Raw genomic sequence first — 17,094 nt, 5'->3', positions numbered from 1 at the left:
AGAGCGTTTCAGACCATCAGCCCGGCGAAAGGCCGCGCTGTCTTTCCGAACGGCGGCGCAGCAGTTCGAGCACCGTCAGCAGGACGATCGAAATTGTCACGAGGATCGAGGCGACCGCCAGGATCGTCGGCGAAATCTGCTCGCGCAGCCCGGTGAACATCTGCCAGGGCAGCGTCTTCTGCGAGGCCGAACCGACGAACAGCACCACGACCACCTCATCGAACGAGGTGATGAAGGCAAACAGCGCGCCGGAAATCACCCCGGGCAGGATCAGAGGCATCTGCACCTTGAAGAAGGTGGTAACCGGATTGGCCCCGAGGCTTGCCGCCGCCCGCTCCAGAGCGCGGTCAAAACCGACCAGCGTTGCCGTCACGGTGATGATCACAAACGGCGTGCCGAGCACGGCATGGGCCAGCACCACGCCCCAATAGGTGCCCTGAATGCCGAGGCGCGAATAGAAGAAATACATGCCTGCAGCCGAGATGATCAGCGGCACGATCATCGGCGAAATCAGGATTGCCATGATGGCGCCGCGATAGGGCACATGGCTTTGCGACAGGCCGATGGCGGCCAGCGTTCCGAAACCGGTCGCCAGAAGCGTTGCCGCCGGCGCGATCATCACGGAGTTTCTGAGCGCCTGCTGCCAGTCGGGATTGGTGAAGAAATCCTGGTAATGCTTGAACGAATAGCCGGCGGGATCGAACGACAGCATTTCGGGCGTGAAGGTGAAGAAGTCCGTGGCGTTGAAGCTCAGCGGAATGATCACCAGGATCGGAAAGATCAGGAAGAAGAAGATCAGTCCGCAGATCACCCGGAAGCCATAGTGCCAGACGCGCTGGCCGGTGGTCATGTATGGAGGCAGTTTGGCCATGGTCCCTCTCCTATCCGAGTTTCACGTTGTCGATGCCGACAAGCTTGTCGTAGATGACGAAGCAGAGCAGCACCACGACCAGAAGCAGCGTGCCGAGCGCAGCCGCAAGCCCCCAGTTCAGTGAACTCGAAATGTGGTAGGCAATCCGGTTGGAGATGAAGGTACCGGAGGTGCCGCCAACGAGCTCGGGGGTGATGTAGTAGCCGATCGACAGGATGAAGACGAGAACGGCGCCGGCGCCGATGCCGGGCACGGTCTGCGGGAAATAGATCCGCCAGAAGGCCGTCCAGTCGGTCGCGCCTAGGCTCTTGGCCGCACGCACATAAGAGGGCGAAATCGTCTTCATCACCGAATAGAGCGGCAGGATCATGAACGGCAGCAGAATATGGGTCATGGCGATGACCGTGCCCGTCGCATTGTTGATCAGCGCAAGCCGCCCGTCATCGGAGACAAGGCCGATGAACACCAGTATGTCGTTGATGACGCCTTGTTGCTGCAGCAGCACCTTCCATGCCGAGGTGCGCACCAGAAGCGATGTCCAGAACGGCAGCAGCACCAGGATCATCAAAAGGTTGGCGGAGCGCAGCGGCAGGTGCGAAAGCAGGAAGGCAATCGGATAGCCAAGCAGCAGGCAGGAGAAGGTGATGACCACGCTCAGGATCAGCGTGCGCATGAACAGCAGCAGATAGATACGCTGTTCCTCGGGCACCATTTCGATGCCATCGGCGGTGCGCTTGGCATCGAGCGCGGCAAGATAGTAGCCGGCGGTGTAACGCCCCTTGAAACGGTCAAGCGTCTGCCAGACGTCAAGCGAGCCCCAGTCCTCGTCGGCGTCGATGAATTCCTCGCGCGCAGTGGTCGCCTCAAAATCGGGAACAGCGGCGGCAGCAGACGCCAGCAGTTCTGCGGTTGCGCCGGAATAGAAGGACGCGGCGTCCGGGTTTTCGATCAGATCATCATAAAGCGCGGCATAGACCGGGTTCCACGGCTCTTCTTCCGTCGGGCTGTCTTGATCTTCCGTTTGAATGACATCGGCAAAGCCGGCATAGATTTCAGCCGTGCGCGGAAGCGCTTCCTTCGCCGTTTCGGAAATCTCGAAAGCGGGTTCGGCAACGGAATCATCATCTTCAGCGGCCCATTCGGCCTGCGCCGTGATCCAGTCTTCTGTCGCCATCAGCGAGACCCAGGTGGCCGGCTCGACCCAGGCTTCGTTCAGATCTTCAAACTGTTCGGTAAAAATCTCGCCGAAATCATCGACCCTCCGTCCCGTCTTGCGGAACAGGCTCGACATGCCGGTCATTTCATAATTCAGCCGTGAACCCAGCCGGGTGTGCTGCTTGCGCTCGGCAGCGATGACCAGGTCATCGCGCAGCGCGGCAAACACAAAATTGTCAGGCAGTTCACCGGAAGCGGGGTCCCAGCTTTCCAGCGCGGTCACCGTGCGCGGCAGCGTTTCGGGAACAATCTCGTTCTGCACCGAGCGGAACAGCATGTCGATGATCGGCGCGGCAAAGGAAATCAGTACAAACAGCAGGAGCGGCGCAATCAGAAGCAGCGCGCGCATCTTCTGGCGTCTCAGCGCTTTTGCCAGGCTGGCTTTCAGCGGCTTGCCGTCGGAGGTCGTCAGCTTCTCCGCCGTATTGGAGGTCGTGTCGCTCATGTTCCCCGCTTCTTTGCTGGTTCGGCCTGCGGCCGTCTGTCCGACCGTCTGATGCGGCCTTTCGTCATTTCAGGTGCGGAAGGGCCGCCGGCCCTTCCGCGCTTTCACCAAAGCGAACGGCGCTTACTGTACCAGCCAGGACTGGAACTTGGCGTCCAGATCGTCGCGGTAGTCAGCCCACCATTCGTAGTTATAGACGAACACGTTCTTGGAGTTTTCCGGTGCGGTCGGCATGTGCGGCCCCATGTCAACGCCGAGCGTGGCATGCTCGCCGACGAGCGGCGCCGAGGAATTGCGGGCCGGACCGTAGGAGATGTAGGCAGCCTGGTCAGCCAGACGCTGGGTGTCGGTGGCGTAGCGGACGAAATCCTTGACCATGGCCAGACGGTCTTCGGGAAGACCTTCCGGGATGATCCAGCCGTCAAGGTCGAACACCTGCGCGTCCCAGAGCATCTCGAAGGGCTGGTCTTCCTCCTCGATCGCGGAGAACCAGCGGCCGTTATAGGACGAGCCCATCACGATCTCGCCATCGGCCAGGAGCTGCGGCGGCTCGGCGGCAGCCGACCACCAGATCACGTCGTCCTTGATGGTATCGAGCTTGGCGAAGGCGCGATCCTGGCCTTCTTCCGTCTCAAGCACGTCATAGACGTCTTCCTTGGCAACGCCGTCGCAGATCAGCGCCCATTCCATGTTGTTGATCGGGCGCTTTTCGAGCGAACGCTTGCCCGGATAGGTTTCCGTATCGAACATGGCGCAGATCGTTTCCGGCTCCGGCGCGCCTTCCGGCAGCAGGTCCGGGCGGTAGGCGGCGGTGGTGGAATAAACGATTTCCGGAATGAAGCAGTCGGAGATGATCAGATCACCGAAGTCTTCCGAAGCCGGCGTGCCATCGGGGGCAGGTGCGAGAAACTCGTCGGGATCATATTCCATGGCCAGGCCTTCGTCGCAAAGACGCATGGCGTCGGCGGCAACCACATCAACGAGGTCCCAGGTGATGTTGCCGGCTTCGTTCATGGCGCGCAGCTTGGCAACCGCCTCATTCGAGGATTCGTCCCAGACGATCTCGATATCCGGATTCTCCTCCATATAGGGATCCGTATAGGCATTCTTCTGCGAATCCTGGTAGGCACCGCCCCACGAAACGATGGTCATCTGTTCGGCATAAGCTGCCGTGGACGTGGCGAGCGATGCCGCCAGTGCAAGAATAATAGACTTGGATTTCATAGTCTTTCTTCCCCTTCTTCGAGATGATTGGCCGGGCCTTGAAGCCCGCATTGTGAAACCGCCGGTCTCAAGCGACCGGAAGCTGCTGTTACGCGACGGGATCAAGCGCCTTGCAGTCGCCGGCGGCAAAGCCGATCGTCTGCTGTTTGCCTTCGTGCAGATCCCAGCGTTCGCCGCGATTTCGAACCTTGACGACGAATTCGTCGTTTCCGCACACATTCATGCGCACGCGGATATGGTCGCCAAGATAGATCAGTTCCTCGATCGTGCCGGTAATGGTGTTGGCGTGATCATCGGTGGGAACGATTTCGACACGCTCCGGACGGAGCGAAATGGTTGTGCGGTCGCCGACATTATCGACATTCACCTTGTCGGCGATGATGATGGTGCCGTCATCGAGCTTGACGGAGCATTCGCTGCCGCGGATTTCGGTCACCGTGCCGCTGAGCTTGTTGTTCTCGCCGATGAACTGGGCGACGAACGAATTTTTCGGGTCCTCGTAAAGCATCGACGGTTCGGAGAGCTGCTGCACCACGCCGTCGTTGAACACGGCAACCCGGTCCGACATGGTCAACGCCTCGGTCTGGTCATGCGTCACGTAGACGACCGTGACCCCAAGCCTTTCATGAATGTGCTTGATCTCGTACTGCATCTGCTCGCGCAGCTGCTTGTCGAGCGCGCCGAGCGGCTCGTCCATCAGCACAAGTTCGGGATCGAACACCAGCGCGCGGGCCACCGCGACACGTTGCTGCTGGCCGCCGGAAAGCTGTGCGGGACGGCGGTTTCCGAAATTGCCAAGCTGGACCATGTCGAGCGCCCGCTTGACCTTTTCCTCCTGCTCGGCCTTGCCCATCTTGCGCAGCTGCAGCGGAAAAGCGAGATTTTCAGCCACCGACATATGCGGAAACAACGCGTAATTCTGGAACACCATGCCGATGCCGCGCTTGTGCGGCGGCACGTTGTTGATGGGCTTTTCGTTGAGATAAATCTCACCGTATGTGGCGGGTTCGAACCCCGCCAGCATCATCAGACAGGTGGTTTTGCCCGAACCCGACGGGCCGAGCATGGTCAGAAATTCGCCCGGCGGAATATCCAGATTTAACTTTTTAACGACGAGGGTTTCGCCATCATAACTTTTTTGAACACTGTCGTATTTAACCGAAGCACCCCGGTTTTCAGCCATTTTGTCCCCTTGTTATAGCGGATCTTGCGGGCCGCATCGTCGTGCGCGCCTTCTCAAGCAGTCCGGTTTTATAGTGCAATTCGTTTTGCCTAATTCAACCTCAAATTCAAAGAACGGACAAAGAATGGGCAGAAATCGACCGCAATTTCAACAGCGATTTGCCGTTTTATGGGGTTGACAGACTTTCGTCGTACTCAAAATTCTTCGCAAAAACACGTATTTCGAGTGAAAAACAAGCACATAGGGAAATGACACAAGCCTGGCGCGCAGGCGCTGCATAAGCCGGAAAAAGCCGTTCAGAGTGCGTCTTCGGCGACAGAAAATTCAACGCTCAACCCGTCATAGGCGGGTTCGACATGATCGGGTGTTGCGTGCAGCACCGTTTCATAGTCGAGCGGAATATGCATATGGGTGAGGATTGCACGGCGCGCGCCTAAATAATCCACCCATGACAATGCCTGATCCAGCGAAAGATGGCTTGGATGCAGGCGGTATTGCAGCGAATCGATCACCAGAAGGTCGAGATTGCGCAGTTTTTCCACAGATTCGGCCGGAAAATCGCTGACATCGGTACAATAGGCCACATCGCCCAGCCGGTAGCCGAGCGAAATGATCTCGCCATGCTGCTGGCGGTGCGGCATGAACCGCATCTTTCCACCGGGCCCGTCAATGGTGACGGGCCGGTCGAAATCGGTAATGACATTGGCATGCGCAATCGGCGGATAGGCACTACCCTTCGGTGTTTCGAGGCAGTAGGCAAACCCCTCCAGGATCCGCTCCATGGTCCGCTCATCGGCATAGACGGGGATGCGCCTGTGCTGGGCATGGAAATAACCGCGAATGTCATCGATACCGTGGATATGGTCCGCATGCGCATGGGTGAACAGCACGGCATCGATACGGGAAACCCCGGCGCGCACCATCTGTTCGCGGAAATCCGGGCCGGTATCGATCACCACCGTCGTCACGCCGCCATCCGGCGCGATCTGCTCGACGAGAAAGGCCGTGCGCGAACGCCGGTTCTTCGGGTTTTGCGGATCGCACGCGCCCCAGTCCCCGTTGATGCGCGGCACACCGGGCGACGACGAACAGCCGAGAATGGTGAAACGACGGCGATAGACCAATGTCAGACCCGCGTCATCTTGGAAAAGCAGCGGAATGCGTTTTCGGTGGTGATATCCGCGATTTCGGCCTCGCTCACGCCCTTCACCTCGGCCAGGACGCGGGCGGTATTGACCACATAGGACGGCTCGTTGCGCTTGCCGCGATAAGGCGTCGGCGCCAGATAGGGCGCATCGGTTTCAACCAGCAACCGGTCCATCGGAACATCGGCGGCAATCGCCCGCAGATCGTCGGATTTCTTGAAGGTCAGAATGCCGGAAAAGGACACATAGCCGCCAAGTTCGACCCCGGTTTTTGCCAGATCCGCACCGGACGAGAAACAATGCAGGATGAAGGGAAACGCGCCCTCGCCCGTCTCCTGCCGCAGGATTGCCGCCATGTCATCATCGGCTTCGCGGCTGTGGATGACCAGCGGCAGACCGGTCTGCCGGGCAGCGGCAATATGGCGTCGAAGTCCGGTTTTCTGCGCCTCGGCCTTTTCGGGCTGATAGTGATAGTCCAGCCCCGCCTCGCCGATTGCCACCACTTTGGGATGTTCGGTCAGGCGAACGAGGTCATCCGTTCCGATGTCGAGCTCTTCATCGGCATTGCCGGGATGGGTTCCGACGGAGCAGAAAACATTTTCATATTTTTCTGCGATTTCAACAACCTGATTGAATTTCTTCACGCGCGTTGAAATCGTCACCATCTGCGCAACGCCGGCCTCTTTGGCGCGTGCGACGAGGTCGTCACGTTCGGCCTCGAAATCGGGAAAATCGAGATGGCAATGGCTATCGATCAGCATGATGTCTCATTCCTCGGGCGCGACATAGCGCGGAAAGACCGGCGCCGGCTTTTCAAGCGGCGTGCCCGCCTTCAGGCGGCCGGCCTGGCCCAGATGCGCGAAATCGCGTTGTGTTTGCGGTATTGAAATCAGGTCAAGCAGTTTTCCCGCAGAGGTCGGCATGGCCGGCTGAAGCAGGATCGCGACCTGACGCACCACTTCCGCCGTCACATACAGCACGGTCGCCATGCGCTCGGGATCGGTTTTCCGCAGGGCCCAGGGCTCCTGTCCGGCAAAATAGCGGTCAGCCTCCGAGACGAGCCCGATAATCGCGGCCATCGCCCGGTGGATTGCGAATTTCTCCATGGCCTCGCGCACCGTCTCGATGACGCCGTCGGCAGCCGCCAGCATCGCCTCGTCTTCCGCCGTCAGCGGCCCGCATTCCGGGATCTGACCATCGCAGTTCTTGGCGATCATCGACAATGAACGGCTGGCCAGATTGCCGATACCGTTGGCAAGATCGGAATTGATGCGCGTGCCGATCGCCTCGTCGCTGTAACTGCCGTCCTGGCCGAAGGAGACTTCGCGCAGCAGGAAGTAGCGGATCTGGTCGAGGCCGAAATGTTCGACAAGATTGAAAGGATCGACGACGTTGCCGACGGATTTCGACATCTTCTCACCCTTGTTGAGAAGAAAGCCGTGGGCATAGACCCGCTGCGGCAGCGGCAGACCGGCCGATATCAGGAAGGCCGGCCAGTAGACGGCGTGGAAACGGATGATATCCTTGCCAATGATGTGCACACCGGGCCAGTACGACCACAGCGCGTTCTCCTCGTCGGGAAAGCCGAGCGCGGTGATATAGTTCGTCAGCGCATCCACCCAGACATACATGACATGATCGGGATCATCGGGAACCGGCACGCCCCAGTCGAAGGTGGTGCGCGAAATCGACAGATCCTTGAGGCCCGATTTCACGAACGAAACGACCTCATTGCGGCGCTCGGCCGGGCCGATGAATTCGGGATGATTGTCATAATATTCGAGCAGCTTGTCGCCATAGGCCGACAGTTTGAAGAAATAGCTTTCCTCTTCCACCCATTCAACGGGAGAGCCGAGCGGTTCGCGCCGAACGCCGTCTTCGCCGACAGTCGTTTCGCCCTCGTCGAAATAGGCTTCCTGACGCACCGAATACCAGCCGCCATATTTGCCGAGATAGATATCGCCGTTTTCCTGCATACGCCGCCAGAGCGCCTGCACGGACTTGCGATGGCGATCTTCCGTCGTGCGAATAAAATCGTCATTGGAGCAATTGAGCTGTGCGAGAAGACCACGGAAGACGGCCGAGTTGCGGTCGGCAAGCGCCAACGGCGTGATCCCTTCCTTTTCGGCCGTCTGCTGCATTTTCTGCCCGTGCTCGTCCGTGCCCGACAGGAAACGGACATCCTTGCCCTCCAGCCTGTTAAAGCGGGCCAGAGCGTCACTGGCGATCATGGTATAGGCATGGCCGATATGCGGCGCGCCATTGGGATAGAAGATCGGCGTTGTGATGTAAAACTTGTTGTTGTCGCTCATTCCACTGTCCGTATGCATGGCTGTCGCGGAGCCGGGTTGCTCCAGGGGCGTTCGTGATGTGCAGGCAGGCCGGGTTTCGCTGATCCCCGGTTCCGGCATCTGAAATCAGACCGGTCTTAACGCCCCTCAATGGGCGCATCAAGTCAAACCTGCTTCAGGCGGTGTGCGGCTGCGGCTGCAGCGTAGATCTGAGGCGCGATAGCAGATCGAGGACGAGTTGCCTGCGGTCCAGATTGTAGGCATCGGCTTCCGCGGTATCGGACGCAATGCGCGAGGAAAGCACGGCCAGCCGCTCGGCAAGATCGAGGTCCCCTGAAAGCGCTGCATTGCGCGCGCGCAGCTTGATATCGCCATCGACATGGCCGATCAGAAACGCGAAGATCGTTTCGTTTTCGCGCTTGGAAAGCGTGTCGGCAAGCTTGTGCATGACAAGCCGCGCTTCGGCAGAGGAGGACTGCAACGCCTGATCATAGGCATCGATGATATCGAGCCCGCCATAATTGAGTAGTTTCAGCGCCTCGGCAACACTTCCGCCGGCCAGCGCCGTCACCCTTTCCATATCCTGTCCTTCGACCGAAAGACCGAGCGCGGACAATGCTGCGATCAGGTCATCGGGTGCCAGCGGCCGCAGACGAAGCGGCAGACAGCGCGACCGGATCGTCGGCAGAAGCCTGCCGGGGGTATGCGAGATCAGCAGGAACATCGCGTTTTTCGGCGGTTCCTCGAGAATTTTGAGGATCGCATTGGCGGCACTGCGATTGAGGTCATCGGCCGAATCGACAATCACGATCCGCCAGTTTCCCGTACCCGACGTTTGCGACAGGAAATGCCCTGCCCTGCGCACCTCCTCAACGGTGATCGCGGTTCTGAGCTTGCCGGTCTTCTGGTCGATCGGGCGTTTCAGATGCAGAAGATCATGCGACGCACCGGCGATGATCTGCCGTGTCAGCGGCGCATCGTGATCGGGTTCGATCAGATGGTCCGGCGCATCGCCGGCGTGGGGAAAATGCAGGATATGATTTGCAAAGCGGAAGGCAAGCGTCGCCTTGCCAATGCCGGCCGCCCCTTCCAGCAGAATGGCATGATGCCCCTTGCCGCTGTTATAGGAACGCGCCAGATAGGTTTCCGCCTCCCGGTGCCCGAAAAGCCGCCTGTTGCGCTGAGGCTCGATTGCGCCGTCCAGAAGTTGTTCATCAGTCATTGCCGTCGCCTCCTGAGTTCCGCGCATCCAGCAATGCCGAAACGGCCCGCCAGACATCCTCTGCCACAGTTTCAGGAGCGCCCGCAGCATCGACAACGGTGCAACGATCCGGCTCGTCTTCGGCAATCTTCAAAAAGGCCTGGCGCCGCGCGGCATGAACGGCAAGCGCCTCCTTCTCGAAACGATCGGGCACACCGGCCAATGCCGTCTCCGGCAGGCGCTGGCGGACACGTTTCAGCCCCTCGGGCGCATCCAGATCGAAAATCAGCGTCAGGTCGGGCGTCAGACCGTTGACCGCAATCCGTTCGACCGTGGTCACGAATTCCGGTGAAAGCGCGCCCGAAGCTCCCTGATAGACCCGCGAGGAATCCATGAAACGGTCGCAAAGCACAATCTGCCCCTTGTTCAGGGCAGGTCGAATGACCTCTTCGACATGGTCATTGCGGGCAGCAGCAAACAGCAACACTTCCATGCCGACGCCGAAGGGCTCGGCCGCCCCTGAAAGAAGCACATGCCGAACGGCTTCCGCACCGGCTGAACCGCCGGGCTCACGCGTCGTCACGACGGCATGGCCAAGGTCTGCAAGCCGTTGGGCGAGAATGCGGATCTGCGTCGACTTGCCGACGCCTTCCCCGCCCTCGAAACTGATGAAAATGCCCTGTCGCACGGAACCAGCCGTCCTTCACATCTCGAACTTCAGCCGGTTTAGAGGAATTCAGGCGAGGGAAAAAGCCCTGCGGCGGGCTAGTCCTGTTTTTTAAAGGGGATCGGGGCAGCGGCCGGGAGGCTGGCATCCTCGACAAGGATCGATTCCGCGGCCTTGCTCGCCGGGTTGCCCGGCTCGTCGGACTGGCTGTCGACGAGGGCAAGCGCACTTGCCTCCTCAGCCACTTTCGCCTCGGCGGCAACGGCCTTGTTTGCGGCTGTGGCCGCATCGCTCACCGATTTCTTCTTCTCGATCAGCCCCAGCAAGGTCTCCGATCCCGCCGGTTCTGTCTTGATTTCCGCCTCGGCAACCTGAACCGAAGCATCGCCAAAGCGTTGCGGATCGACACCCGGGGGAACTGCCTGCTTCTGGTATGAGGCCAGCAGGTAGTCCATATCGTCAGCTGAACGGGATGCCGGCCCGACATAATCAACCCGCACGTCGGCAACGCCGGCGCCGGTCATGTCTAGCATTTCCGCGGCCTTTTTCGAAAGATCGATGATCCGCCCGGAGACGAAGGGACCACGGTCATTGACGCGCACGATAACGGAACTGTCGTTTTTCAGATTGGTGACGCGAACATAGCTCGGCAGAGGCAGGGTCTTGTGTGCCGCCGACAGGTGGTTCATGTCGTAGATTTCGCCATTGGCAGTGCGCCCGCCATTGAAATTCGGGCCATACCAGGAGGCGAGGCCTTCCTTGGAATATTTATCAACGCTTTTCGGCGTGTACCACTTGCCCTTCACCTGATAGGGCTTTCCGACTTTCTGATAACCGAGGCTTTTGGACGTGGCCGTCTTTTCTGCGGACGTCTTGGCTGTTTCGGCGGCGTCATCCTTGCTCGTTTCGGATGTATCGCCCGTGGTTGCGCAAGCGCTCAGCAATGCAGTCACGGCCAGCATGGCGACCGAAGCAGATAACCGAAATTCTCTCATGCCAGCAATTCTTCCATTTGTCCTGATCGGCCAGCCGCTGAAACCTGCCGGAAACCACCATCTTGAAATCTGAATATCGTCCCCTATGGCGAGACTTAGTGGCTGCTTTAAGGCGGGTATCAAATTCGCCCGGCCGATTCAACCCATAACTGCAATCGATATTCCATCCGGATCCGGGCATCATGTCCGCATGGCGATATCGGCATATCCGCGCGAATACGGCATTGACCGCCACAAGACAGCGATGATAAAGCCCGTTCGCTGCACCGAAAACGGCTGATCAACACCGGTAGCCGGGACCGCAGCCCTTTGCGGAGGAGTGGCCGAGCGGTTTAAGGCACCGGTCTTGAAAACCGGCGTGCGTGAAAGCGTACCGTGGGTTCGAATCCCACCTCCTCCGCCATTCTTTTTGTAAGCTTCTGATTTTTCATATTATTTCCCTTCTGTTTGTCCAACCTTGGCGACTGGTTGGACAATTTCTGTTCTCTTTTTCTTCCCGGAAATCGCTTTAATGCCGCGTTCTGCCAGCGCCGCCTGATTGGCGGCTGCGGTGTAGACGGATACCTGTTTGAGGTTCGTGTGGCCGGTCACCGCTTTGATCGTGTCAGCGCTCATGCCACCCTCAGCCATGCGTCGGGCCGCGGCCTTGCGAAGCCCGTGGGCGGTGCAATTTGTCAGCCCGGCCTCGGTGCAGCGATCTCGAAACCAGTTTCCAAAGCCAGCAGCAGTGAAGGGATTGCCCAGCCCATTCGTGAGGAAGGTCGGTTTGTCATGCGGTAATGTTTGCAAAGTTTGGGCCAACTCAGGCAAAATAAAGAGATCAAGCTCCACCCCGGTCTTTTGCTGAATGACATGCAAGCGGTTCCCGCGAATGTTCTGCCATCCAAGCTTGACCACATCGCCTCTGCGTTGGGCTGTGTAGAGCAGAAGATTGAGCGCAAGACGCGCATTTGTCCCCTCTGCGTGGAAGGCTTCAAATTTGGCGATTTCTTCTTCAGTCCAGGTATGAAAGCCCTTAGTGTCTGTCCAAGAATGGCGATGACGTCGCGGGGTTGAGTGAAGGGCGGCAATCAGATTCTTTGTATTTTGCGACAAATACGGAGATATCGAATGGCCTGGACACCCTTCACCCGGCGTCACCATGACAGAAGCCGCCTGCGCTACGCAAGTGACCTGACGGATCGGGAATGGAGCATGATCGCGCCTTTTATGCCATCTCAGCCGTCGCGCGGCCGCAGGCGCAGGACTTCGCTTCGCGCCGTGATAAACGCCATTTTCTACCTGCTGCAATCGGGTTGCCAATGGGCTTTGCTGCCTCACGACTTTCCGCCGAAGAGCACAGTCCATCACTATTTCAAACGGTTCTGCCGGGACGGGACATGGCGACGTATTCATGACGCGCTCTATTGCCGGACCCGGCGATTGGAGGGGCGTGAGGAACAGCCGTCGTTTGCCATCATTGACAGCCAGTCGGTGAAGACTGGCCCGGATGCCCGCCGTGATGTCGGCTATGATGCCGGCAAAAAGGTCAAGGGCCGCAAACGGCACATCCTGGTCGACACGCTCGGTATGCTTCTAAAGGCCGAGGTTCACTCGGCAGACATTCAGGATCGTGACGGAGCAGCGTTCGTGTTCAACAAAATCGCCAATCGTTTTCCCTTCATCGAAAAAATCTGCGGTGATGGCGGCTATCAAGGCCAAAGGGTCGAAGAGGCAAGCCCGAGACCGATGGAGATCGTCAAGCGCAGTCAAGCAGGTTTTCAGGTTCTGCCGAAGCGCTGGATTGTCGAACGAACATTGGCGTGGCTCGGGATAAACCGCCGTTTGGCAAAGGATTTCGAGCGGTTCTCAGCAACAAGCCTCGCCTTCATTCAGACCGCTATGATCAAGCTCATGACAAGGCGGCTCGCTCGATATCCGCTTTCTTGAACAGACTCTTAGTCTTCTTAGAATAGCCCTTGATACCTGCCGCAGGGTTGCTTGCGATCCATCCGTTGTCCAAGGCGTGATCGAGCATGATCTTGAGAAGCGACAAAAGCCGATTTGCGGCCTGTGGCGTCTCTCGCATGTCGCCAAGAATTGCTTTGATATGTTCTCGGTGAAGGTCACGGATCATGCGTTTGCCGTGCTTCGCCCGGAACCGTTCAATAATTGGCCTGTAAGTGTTCTGTGTACTGTCCCTGCGCCCCTGAAAGAGCGGTGAGCGATAGAACGAGACGGCCAGAGCATCGAATGAGCCCGGACGGGTCCGGCTTGCGCCGATATTCGAACGCCATTCTTCAACACCTGCAAGCGCCTGTGCGTAAGCCTCCCGAGCCGCAGCGAGTGAGAGCGCGTCCGCGCCAGTACGCGGCCCGGATCGTGATCGACAAGGGCAAGCACGTCACGCCCGGAACGCAGCGAGCCGGAGAATGCCCCCGGCGCAATCGTTTCGGAAAAGGCCCCGCCGATCACAGCGGGGTTGTTGAAGGTCGCGGCATAGCCTTCCAGTCTGCGCCCTTTTGCGCGGATTTCAGCGGCAAGGCCCCGCTTTTCGAGGTTCATCATGCAAAATTCTCCCGGTAAGGGGCAATCAACCGGTCAACACCGAAGGGTGTGCGGCGCAGTGCTTCCGCGCTGGAGGCTTCCCGGTTCGTGTAAAAATGCCCGACCAGCAACAACACAGCCAGGTCGAGCGGTTCGGGCAGAGGGTCGGCGCTCATGTCCACGCCGATCGATGCGAGATGCGCGCTCGCTGCCGCGATAAAGCGTTCAATCACGGCGTCATCATCATCGAAATCAACGCGGCAATGGGCCTTTGCGTCAGCGAGCGTCACCATGATCAGACCTCCGCGTATGCGAAGGCTTCGCCGTGGCGAACAGTCACGTCAGCGTCGAGGAATGCATGAAGCAGCGCGCCGCCATTGCTGGCAACGTCCGGATGATAGGGATTAATCAGGATATCGACCGCAGACCAATAACCGAGATAAAGCTCGCCCCACTGGCCGTAAATCAGTGCCGACTTGTCTTCGTTATCGCCAAGATCAGCGGGAACCTGTGTCGAGGATTCAACCCGATTATTGTGGAACAGTTCGGCCATGGCGAAGGAATGGCCGTCTGCATCTTTCAGCTTGCGGCAGGTATTCATAACCGTGGGATTGGTCAGAAAACCGGTTGTGCCGGTCACGTCATCCATTTCCAAAGCCGCAATCAGATCGGCAGTAGTGCTTGCAAAGTCATCAGCGTCGGCTGCGATCTCGGCAACGGCAGTATTTTGCAGCAACCCAAGCGGCTGATTATCTGCACCGGTTCCGGCAATCGCAGCATGGTCAAGCCCCTGTGCCAGCATCAGGCCAAGATCGCGGCGAAGAATGGTTTCCATTGCTTCATCGCTTTGAAGCATCAGGCGGCGTGTCAGGCCATATTCGCCAGTGATTGTCTTCGGAGCCATAGACACCTTGCCAAAAGTCACGGCAGAGCGCGCGGCATTGCCACCTTCGGCAACCCATGAGGTTGTCCCTGAGCCGATCATATTGGGCAGGTCCAGAAAGCCCGTCAGGCCGCGCAGCACGGTCGCGCCCATGCCTTCGACCTTCAGTGACGGACGGAAGCGGTCAGCAACAGCGGAAAGCTGTGTTGCCACGGTGTAGCCGCCCGCCGTTGCTGTGCCGACGCTCTGTTCGCGCGTTTCGGTGCGGCCAAGCAGGATTTCGGATGGAACTGCAAGATGAATTCCGTTCGCGCCGGAACGGTTCTCACGGCCCCGGCTCAGTTCCTGATGGACTTCGGCTTCGCGACCGTTGAGGCGGCCAGAAAGAGCGCCGGAGACAGCAGCAGCAAGCGAATAGCTGCGAAGCTCGCGGCCATATTCGCCGTTGTCGTTGACCGCCTCAGCAGAGGTTTCCCGCTCAAAAGCGGCCATCCGTTCTTCGCGGCCAATCTGACGGTCAATGGTTTCGACTTCGGTTTCCAAAGCCTTGAAGCGCTGTTCTTCGTTATCTGCGAGGGTTTCCTTGTTGTGCAGGTTGCGCATTTCCGTGACCTTGGCGGCACGCTGTTCGCGCAGTTCGATCAGTTTTTTCATAAGTCGTTCCTTTGGGTTGTGACCGTCCGGAACCAAGTTCATGTGTAAGGTTGTATGCTTTGAATAATGCCCTTGTGGGCGGGGAATTTCGCCAGCGTGCAGCCCTTGTCCGGTGGTTCGTTCGGCCCCGCGCCCCGGAGGGCTGCTTGTCGTTGTTGGCTCGCTGGCGGAGCCTCAATGAACGGCGCGGGGAATGGCGGGAAACTATTCGGCGAACATCGCGGCGATCTCCTCAATCTCCTCGACTTCGACCCGACGGGACTGTTTGATGCGGCGCTGATATTCGCTCCTCTTTGCAAAAAAGCCGCTATTGGCGCTCCGCAGATCGCCTTGCGAGCCATGGTCAAAGCTCAGCGCATAGACGAAAGAGACAGAATTGATTTCGATGATCCCGATCAGATCGGAAGAGCGGATTTCAATGGCGCAATCTTCAATAACCGGATCGGCCCCACCCTCAGCGTTCAGAAGGTTCAGCAGCATTTCGATGCCGGTTTCGAAGCAATGAGGCTCAAAGAAGCCGGGAAATACAGCGCGGAGACTGTCGAAATGCGAACCTTCAAGCAGATCAAGTTGAAGCGCCAAACCTGCAAAATCAGCCACAACCTGCGGGCCATCCGCCGGACGGTCACTCACAAGCGCCCAGATCAGCATCCGGGCCGCATCCATTGAAACCATGTCAGGGGCATTGACGCCACGGGCACCCGTGGTCATCAGGCCAGCTTCGCGCAAAGACCGGTATGCAACGCGAATGGTTTTATCTGAAAGCCCTGTCGCGCCTGCCATTCCGTCGATAAATTGGGTGGTCTTGACCATATTGAAAACCTAAATGTGTAAAACTCTTTTGTCAGAAAATGACCTGTTTTGTCTGAAAAGTCAAGACAAAATGCGTTTTTGACATTTAGAGATCGGTGCCGGACCAATGTCGCCACGCCCGAACGCCCGTCTGAGCCACATTCTGCGCCGCGCGGTCGCCAACCTTCTCGCGAAGGAGGCTCATGCCAACACGTTCGCCGCTGCCGTCAAACCCGGAATGAGAGCTCCATTCCTGCGGGCGCGTCGTTTCCCTGCTTTTAGGGTCGGTCTGGTCTACGCCCTCGCTCCAGCCGCACAACGGCTCTTGCTCATCGCCATTGCTTTCGAGGTCGGCATCGCAAGGCGAGCCAGTTTCGCCGTCTACAGTCCAGCCGAGCCACGGCTCGCAATCGGCGTTGTCCTCATAGTCGGCGTTATCATTTTCCCGGTCATCATCGCAGGACAGGGCATTGGTGACCGAGTGCGGTGGGAAATGGTCGCCATTCGGCCAGCCGTTAAGAGGTTCGGCAGTTCCGTCGTCTTCCGAGTTTTCGTCGCCGTCAAAGAGATCGAGCAACGCGATCAGTTGTTCAACCGTTTGTTCGATGCCCTTGCGCAGCTCCGGCGTGACCTCCAGAAGGCTGACAAAGCTATCCCCTTCGCGAAAATGAGTGTTCATTCGCGTTGCTCCATTGTCTGGATTATGAAATCAGTGCATTGTTACGATAACCGCACTGAGTCAGTGCGTCAATATGAAATCGGTACAATGTTATGATCTTACCCATTCAATGCAAAATGGCCCGCGCCGCTGTCGGCTGGGGCGTCCGCGATCTTGCCAAGCAAGCGAGCGTGTCCGTCGACACCGTTTCACGGTTTGAGCGGGGAGAAGACTTGCTTCCGAGAACAATTGAAGCTTTGCAATCAGCGTTTGAACGTGCTGGTGTGATTTTCGTCGAAGCGAATGGAGAAGGGCCCGGGGTGCGTCTTCAGAAGGGGTTGTGA

Annotated in this window: 19 protein-coding genes and 1 tRNA gene; 3 read left to right on the top strand and 17 right to left on the bottom strand. The window is 58.3% G+C overall.

Features of this window, described 5'->3' with window-relative positions; translation table 11 throughout:
* Positions 1 to 16: 16 nt before the first annotated feature.
* From ACHZCU_RS17780 to ACHZCU_RS17735, 10 genes are all read right to left on the bottom strand, one after another.
* Positions 17 to 871, bottom strand: a complete 855-nt coding sequence (locus ACHZCU_RS17780; RefSeq protein WP_319519916.1) for an ABC transporter permease — start codon at positions 869 to 871, stop codon at positions 17 to 19.
* Between the two features lie 10 nt (positions 872 to 881).
* Positions 882 to 2,531 carry an ABC transporter permease gene (locus tag ACHZCU_RS17775; RefSeq protein ID WP_319519915.1) on the bottom strand — a complete coding sequence of 550 codons (1,650 nt, stop codon included), beginning with the start codon at positions 2,529 to 2,531 and terminating at the stop codon, positions 882 to 884.
* A 123-nt stretch (positions 2,532 to 2,654) separates the two neighbouring features.
* Complete coding sequence (locus ACHZCU_RS17770; RefSeq protein WP_106312591.1) at positions 2,655 to 3,755, bottom strand: extracellular solute-binding protein; 1,101 nt, start codon at positions 3,753 to 3,755, stop codon at positions 2,655 to 2,657.
* An 88-nt stretch (positions 3,756 to 3,843) separates the two neighbouring features.
* Positions 3,844 to 4,938 carry an ABC transporter ATP-binding protein gene (locus ACHZCU_RS17765; protein WP_106312588.1) on the bottom strand — a complete coding sequence of 365 codons (1,095 nt, stop codon included), beginning with the start codon at positions 4,936 to 4,938 and terminating at the stop codon, positions 3,844 to 3,846.
* Positions 4,939 to 5,234: 296 nt separating this feature from the next.
* Positions 5,235 to 6,062, bottom strand: a complete 828-nt coding sequence (locus tag ACHZCU_RS17760; RefSeq protein ID WP_319519914.1) for an MBL fold metallo-hydrolase — start codon at positions 6,060 to 6,062, stop codon at positions 5,235 to 5,237.
* A 2-nt stretch (positions 6,063 to 6,064) separates the two neighbouring features.
* A complete protein-coding gene (locus ACHZCU_RS17755) occupies positions 6,065 to 6,844 on the bottom strand; it encodes a TatD family hydrolase (protein WP_319519913.1) in 780 nt (259 codons plus the stop codon).
* 6 nt (positions 6,845 to 6,850) lie between these two features.
* Complete coding sequence (gene metG, locus ACHZCU_RS17750; protein ID WP_106312582.1) at positions 6,851 to 8,395, bottom strand: methionine--tRNA ligase; 1,545 nt, start codon at positions 8,393 to 8,395, stop codon at positions 6,851 to 6,853.
* A gap of 154 nt (positions 8,396 to 8,549) precedes the next feature.
* Positions 8,550 to 9,596, bottom strand: a complete 1,047-nt coding sequence (locus tag ACHZCU_RS17745; RefSeq protein ID WP_319519912.1) for a DNA polymerase III subunit delta' — start codon at positions 9,594 to 9,596, stop codon at positions 8,550 to 8,552.
* On the bottom strand, positions 9,589 to 10,263 hold the full coding sequence (gene tmk, locus ACHZCU_RS17740; RefSeq protein WP_319519911.1) for a dTMP kinase: 675 nt from the start codon (positions 10,261 to 10,263) through the stop codon (positions 9,589 to 9,591). Before tmk ends, ACHZCU_RS17745 begins: the two co-directional genes overlap by 8 nt.
* Before the next feature lie 77 nt (positions 10,264 to 10,340).
* The gene (locus ACHZCU_RS17735; protein WP_319519910.1) at positions 10,341 to 11,237 is read right to left on the bottom strand and encodes a septal ring lytic transglycosylase RlpA family protein; all 897 of its coding nucleotides are present in this window, start codon (positions 11,235 to 11,237) and stop codon (positions 10,341 to 10,343) included.
* A gap of 313 nt (positions 11,238 to 11,550) precedes the next feature.
* Here ACHZCU_RS17735 and ACHZCU_RS17730 point away from each other — a divergent pair.
* Positions 11,551 to 11,640: transfer RNA gene (locus ACHZCU_RS17730), tRNA-Ser, on the top strand.
* A gap of 29 nt (positions 11,641 to 11,669) precedes the next feature.
* Here ACHZCU_RS17730 and ACHZCU_RS17725 read toward each other — a convergent pair.
* Positions 11,670 to 12,332: a tyrosine-type recombinase/integrase gene (locus tag ACHZCU_RS17725; protein WP_319519909.1), complete on the bottom strand. Its 663-nt coding sequence runs from the start codon at positions 12,330 to 12,332 to the stop codon at positions 11,670 to 11,672.
* A gap of 15 nt (positions 12,333 to 12,347) precedes the next feature.
* On the opposite strand from ACHZCU_RS17725, the gene ACHZCU_RS17720 reads away from it, so the two are divergent.
* Entirely contained in the window at positions 12,348 to 13,166 is an 819-nt protein-coding gene (locus ACHZCU_RS17720) for an IS5 family transposase (protein WP_319519719.1), read from the top strand.
* Here ACHZCU_RS17720 and ACHZCU_RS17715 read toward each other — a convergent pair.
* The 6 genes from ACHZCU_RS17715 to ACHZCU_RS17690 all read right to left on the bottom strand — a co-directional run bounded on the left by ACHZCU_RS17715 (position 13,129) and on the right by ACHZCU_RS17690 (position 16,771).
* Positions 13,129 to 13,353, bottom strand: coding sequence for a hypothetical protein (locus ACHZCU_RS17715; protein WP_319519908.1), 225 nt, complete (start codon positions 13,351 to 13,353; stop codon positions 13,129 to 13,131). The genes ACHZCU_RS17720 and ACHZCU_RS17715 overlap by 38 nt on opposite strands.
* A complete protein-coding gene (locus ACHZCU_RS17710) occupies positions 13,350 to 13,784 on the bottom strand; it encodes an HK97 family phage prohead protease (RefSeq protein WP_319519907.1) in 435 nt (144 codons plus the stop codon). The genes ACHZCU_RS17715 and ACHZCU_RS17710 overlap by 4 nt, the downstream gene beginning before the upstream one ends.
* Positions 13,781 to 14,056 carry a head-tail connector protein gene (locus tag ACHZCU_RS17705; protein WP_319519906.1) on the bottom strand — a complete coding sequence of 92 codons (276 nt, stop codon included), beginning with the start codon at positions 14,054 to 14,056 and terminating at the stop codon, positions 13,781 to 13,783. The genes ACHZCU_RS17710 and ACHZCU_RS17705 overlap by 4 nt, the downstream gene beginning before the upstream one ends.
* A 2-nt stretch (positions 14,057 to 14,058) precedes the next feature.
* On the bottom strand, positions 14,059 to 15,300 hold the full coding sequence (locus ACHZCU_RS17700; protein WP_319519905.1) for a phage major capsid protein: 1,242 nt from the start codon (positions 15,298 to 15,300) through the stop codon (positions 14,059 to 14,061).
* Positions 15,301 to 15,504: 204 nt separating this feature from the next.
* The gene (locus ACHZCU_RS17695) at positions 15,505 to 16,113 is read right to left on the bottom strand and encodes a hypothetical protein (protein WP_319519904.1); all 609 of its coding nucleotides are present in this window, start codon (positions 16,111 to 16,113) and stop codon (positions 15,505 to 15,507) included.
* 85 nt (positions 16,114 to 16,198) lie between these two features.
* Entirely contained in the window at positions 16,199 to 16,771 is a 573-nt protein-coding gene (locus tag ACHZCU_RS17690; RefSeq protein WP_319519903.1) for a hypothetical protein, read from the bottom strand.
* A gap of 92 nt (positions 16,772 to 16,863) precedes the next feature.
* On the opposite strand from ACHZCU_RS17690, the gene ACHZCU_RS17685 reads away from it, so the two are divergent.
* Positions 16,864 to 17,094 carry a helix-turn-helix transcriptional regulator gene (locus ACHZCU_RS17685; protein WP_319519902.1) on the top strand — a complete coding sequence of 77 codons (231 nt, stop codon included), beginning with the start codon at positions 16,864 to 16,866 and terminating at the stop codon, positions 17,092 to 17,094.

The organism is uncultured Martelella sp. (assembly GCF_963677965.2).
Classification (GTDB): Bacteria; Pseudomonadota; Alphaproteobacteria; order Rhizobiales; family Rhizobiaceae; genus Martelella; species Martelella mangrovi.
This window is presented reverse-complemented; position numbering and strand designations above follow the sequence as displayed.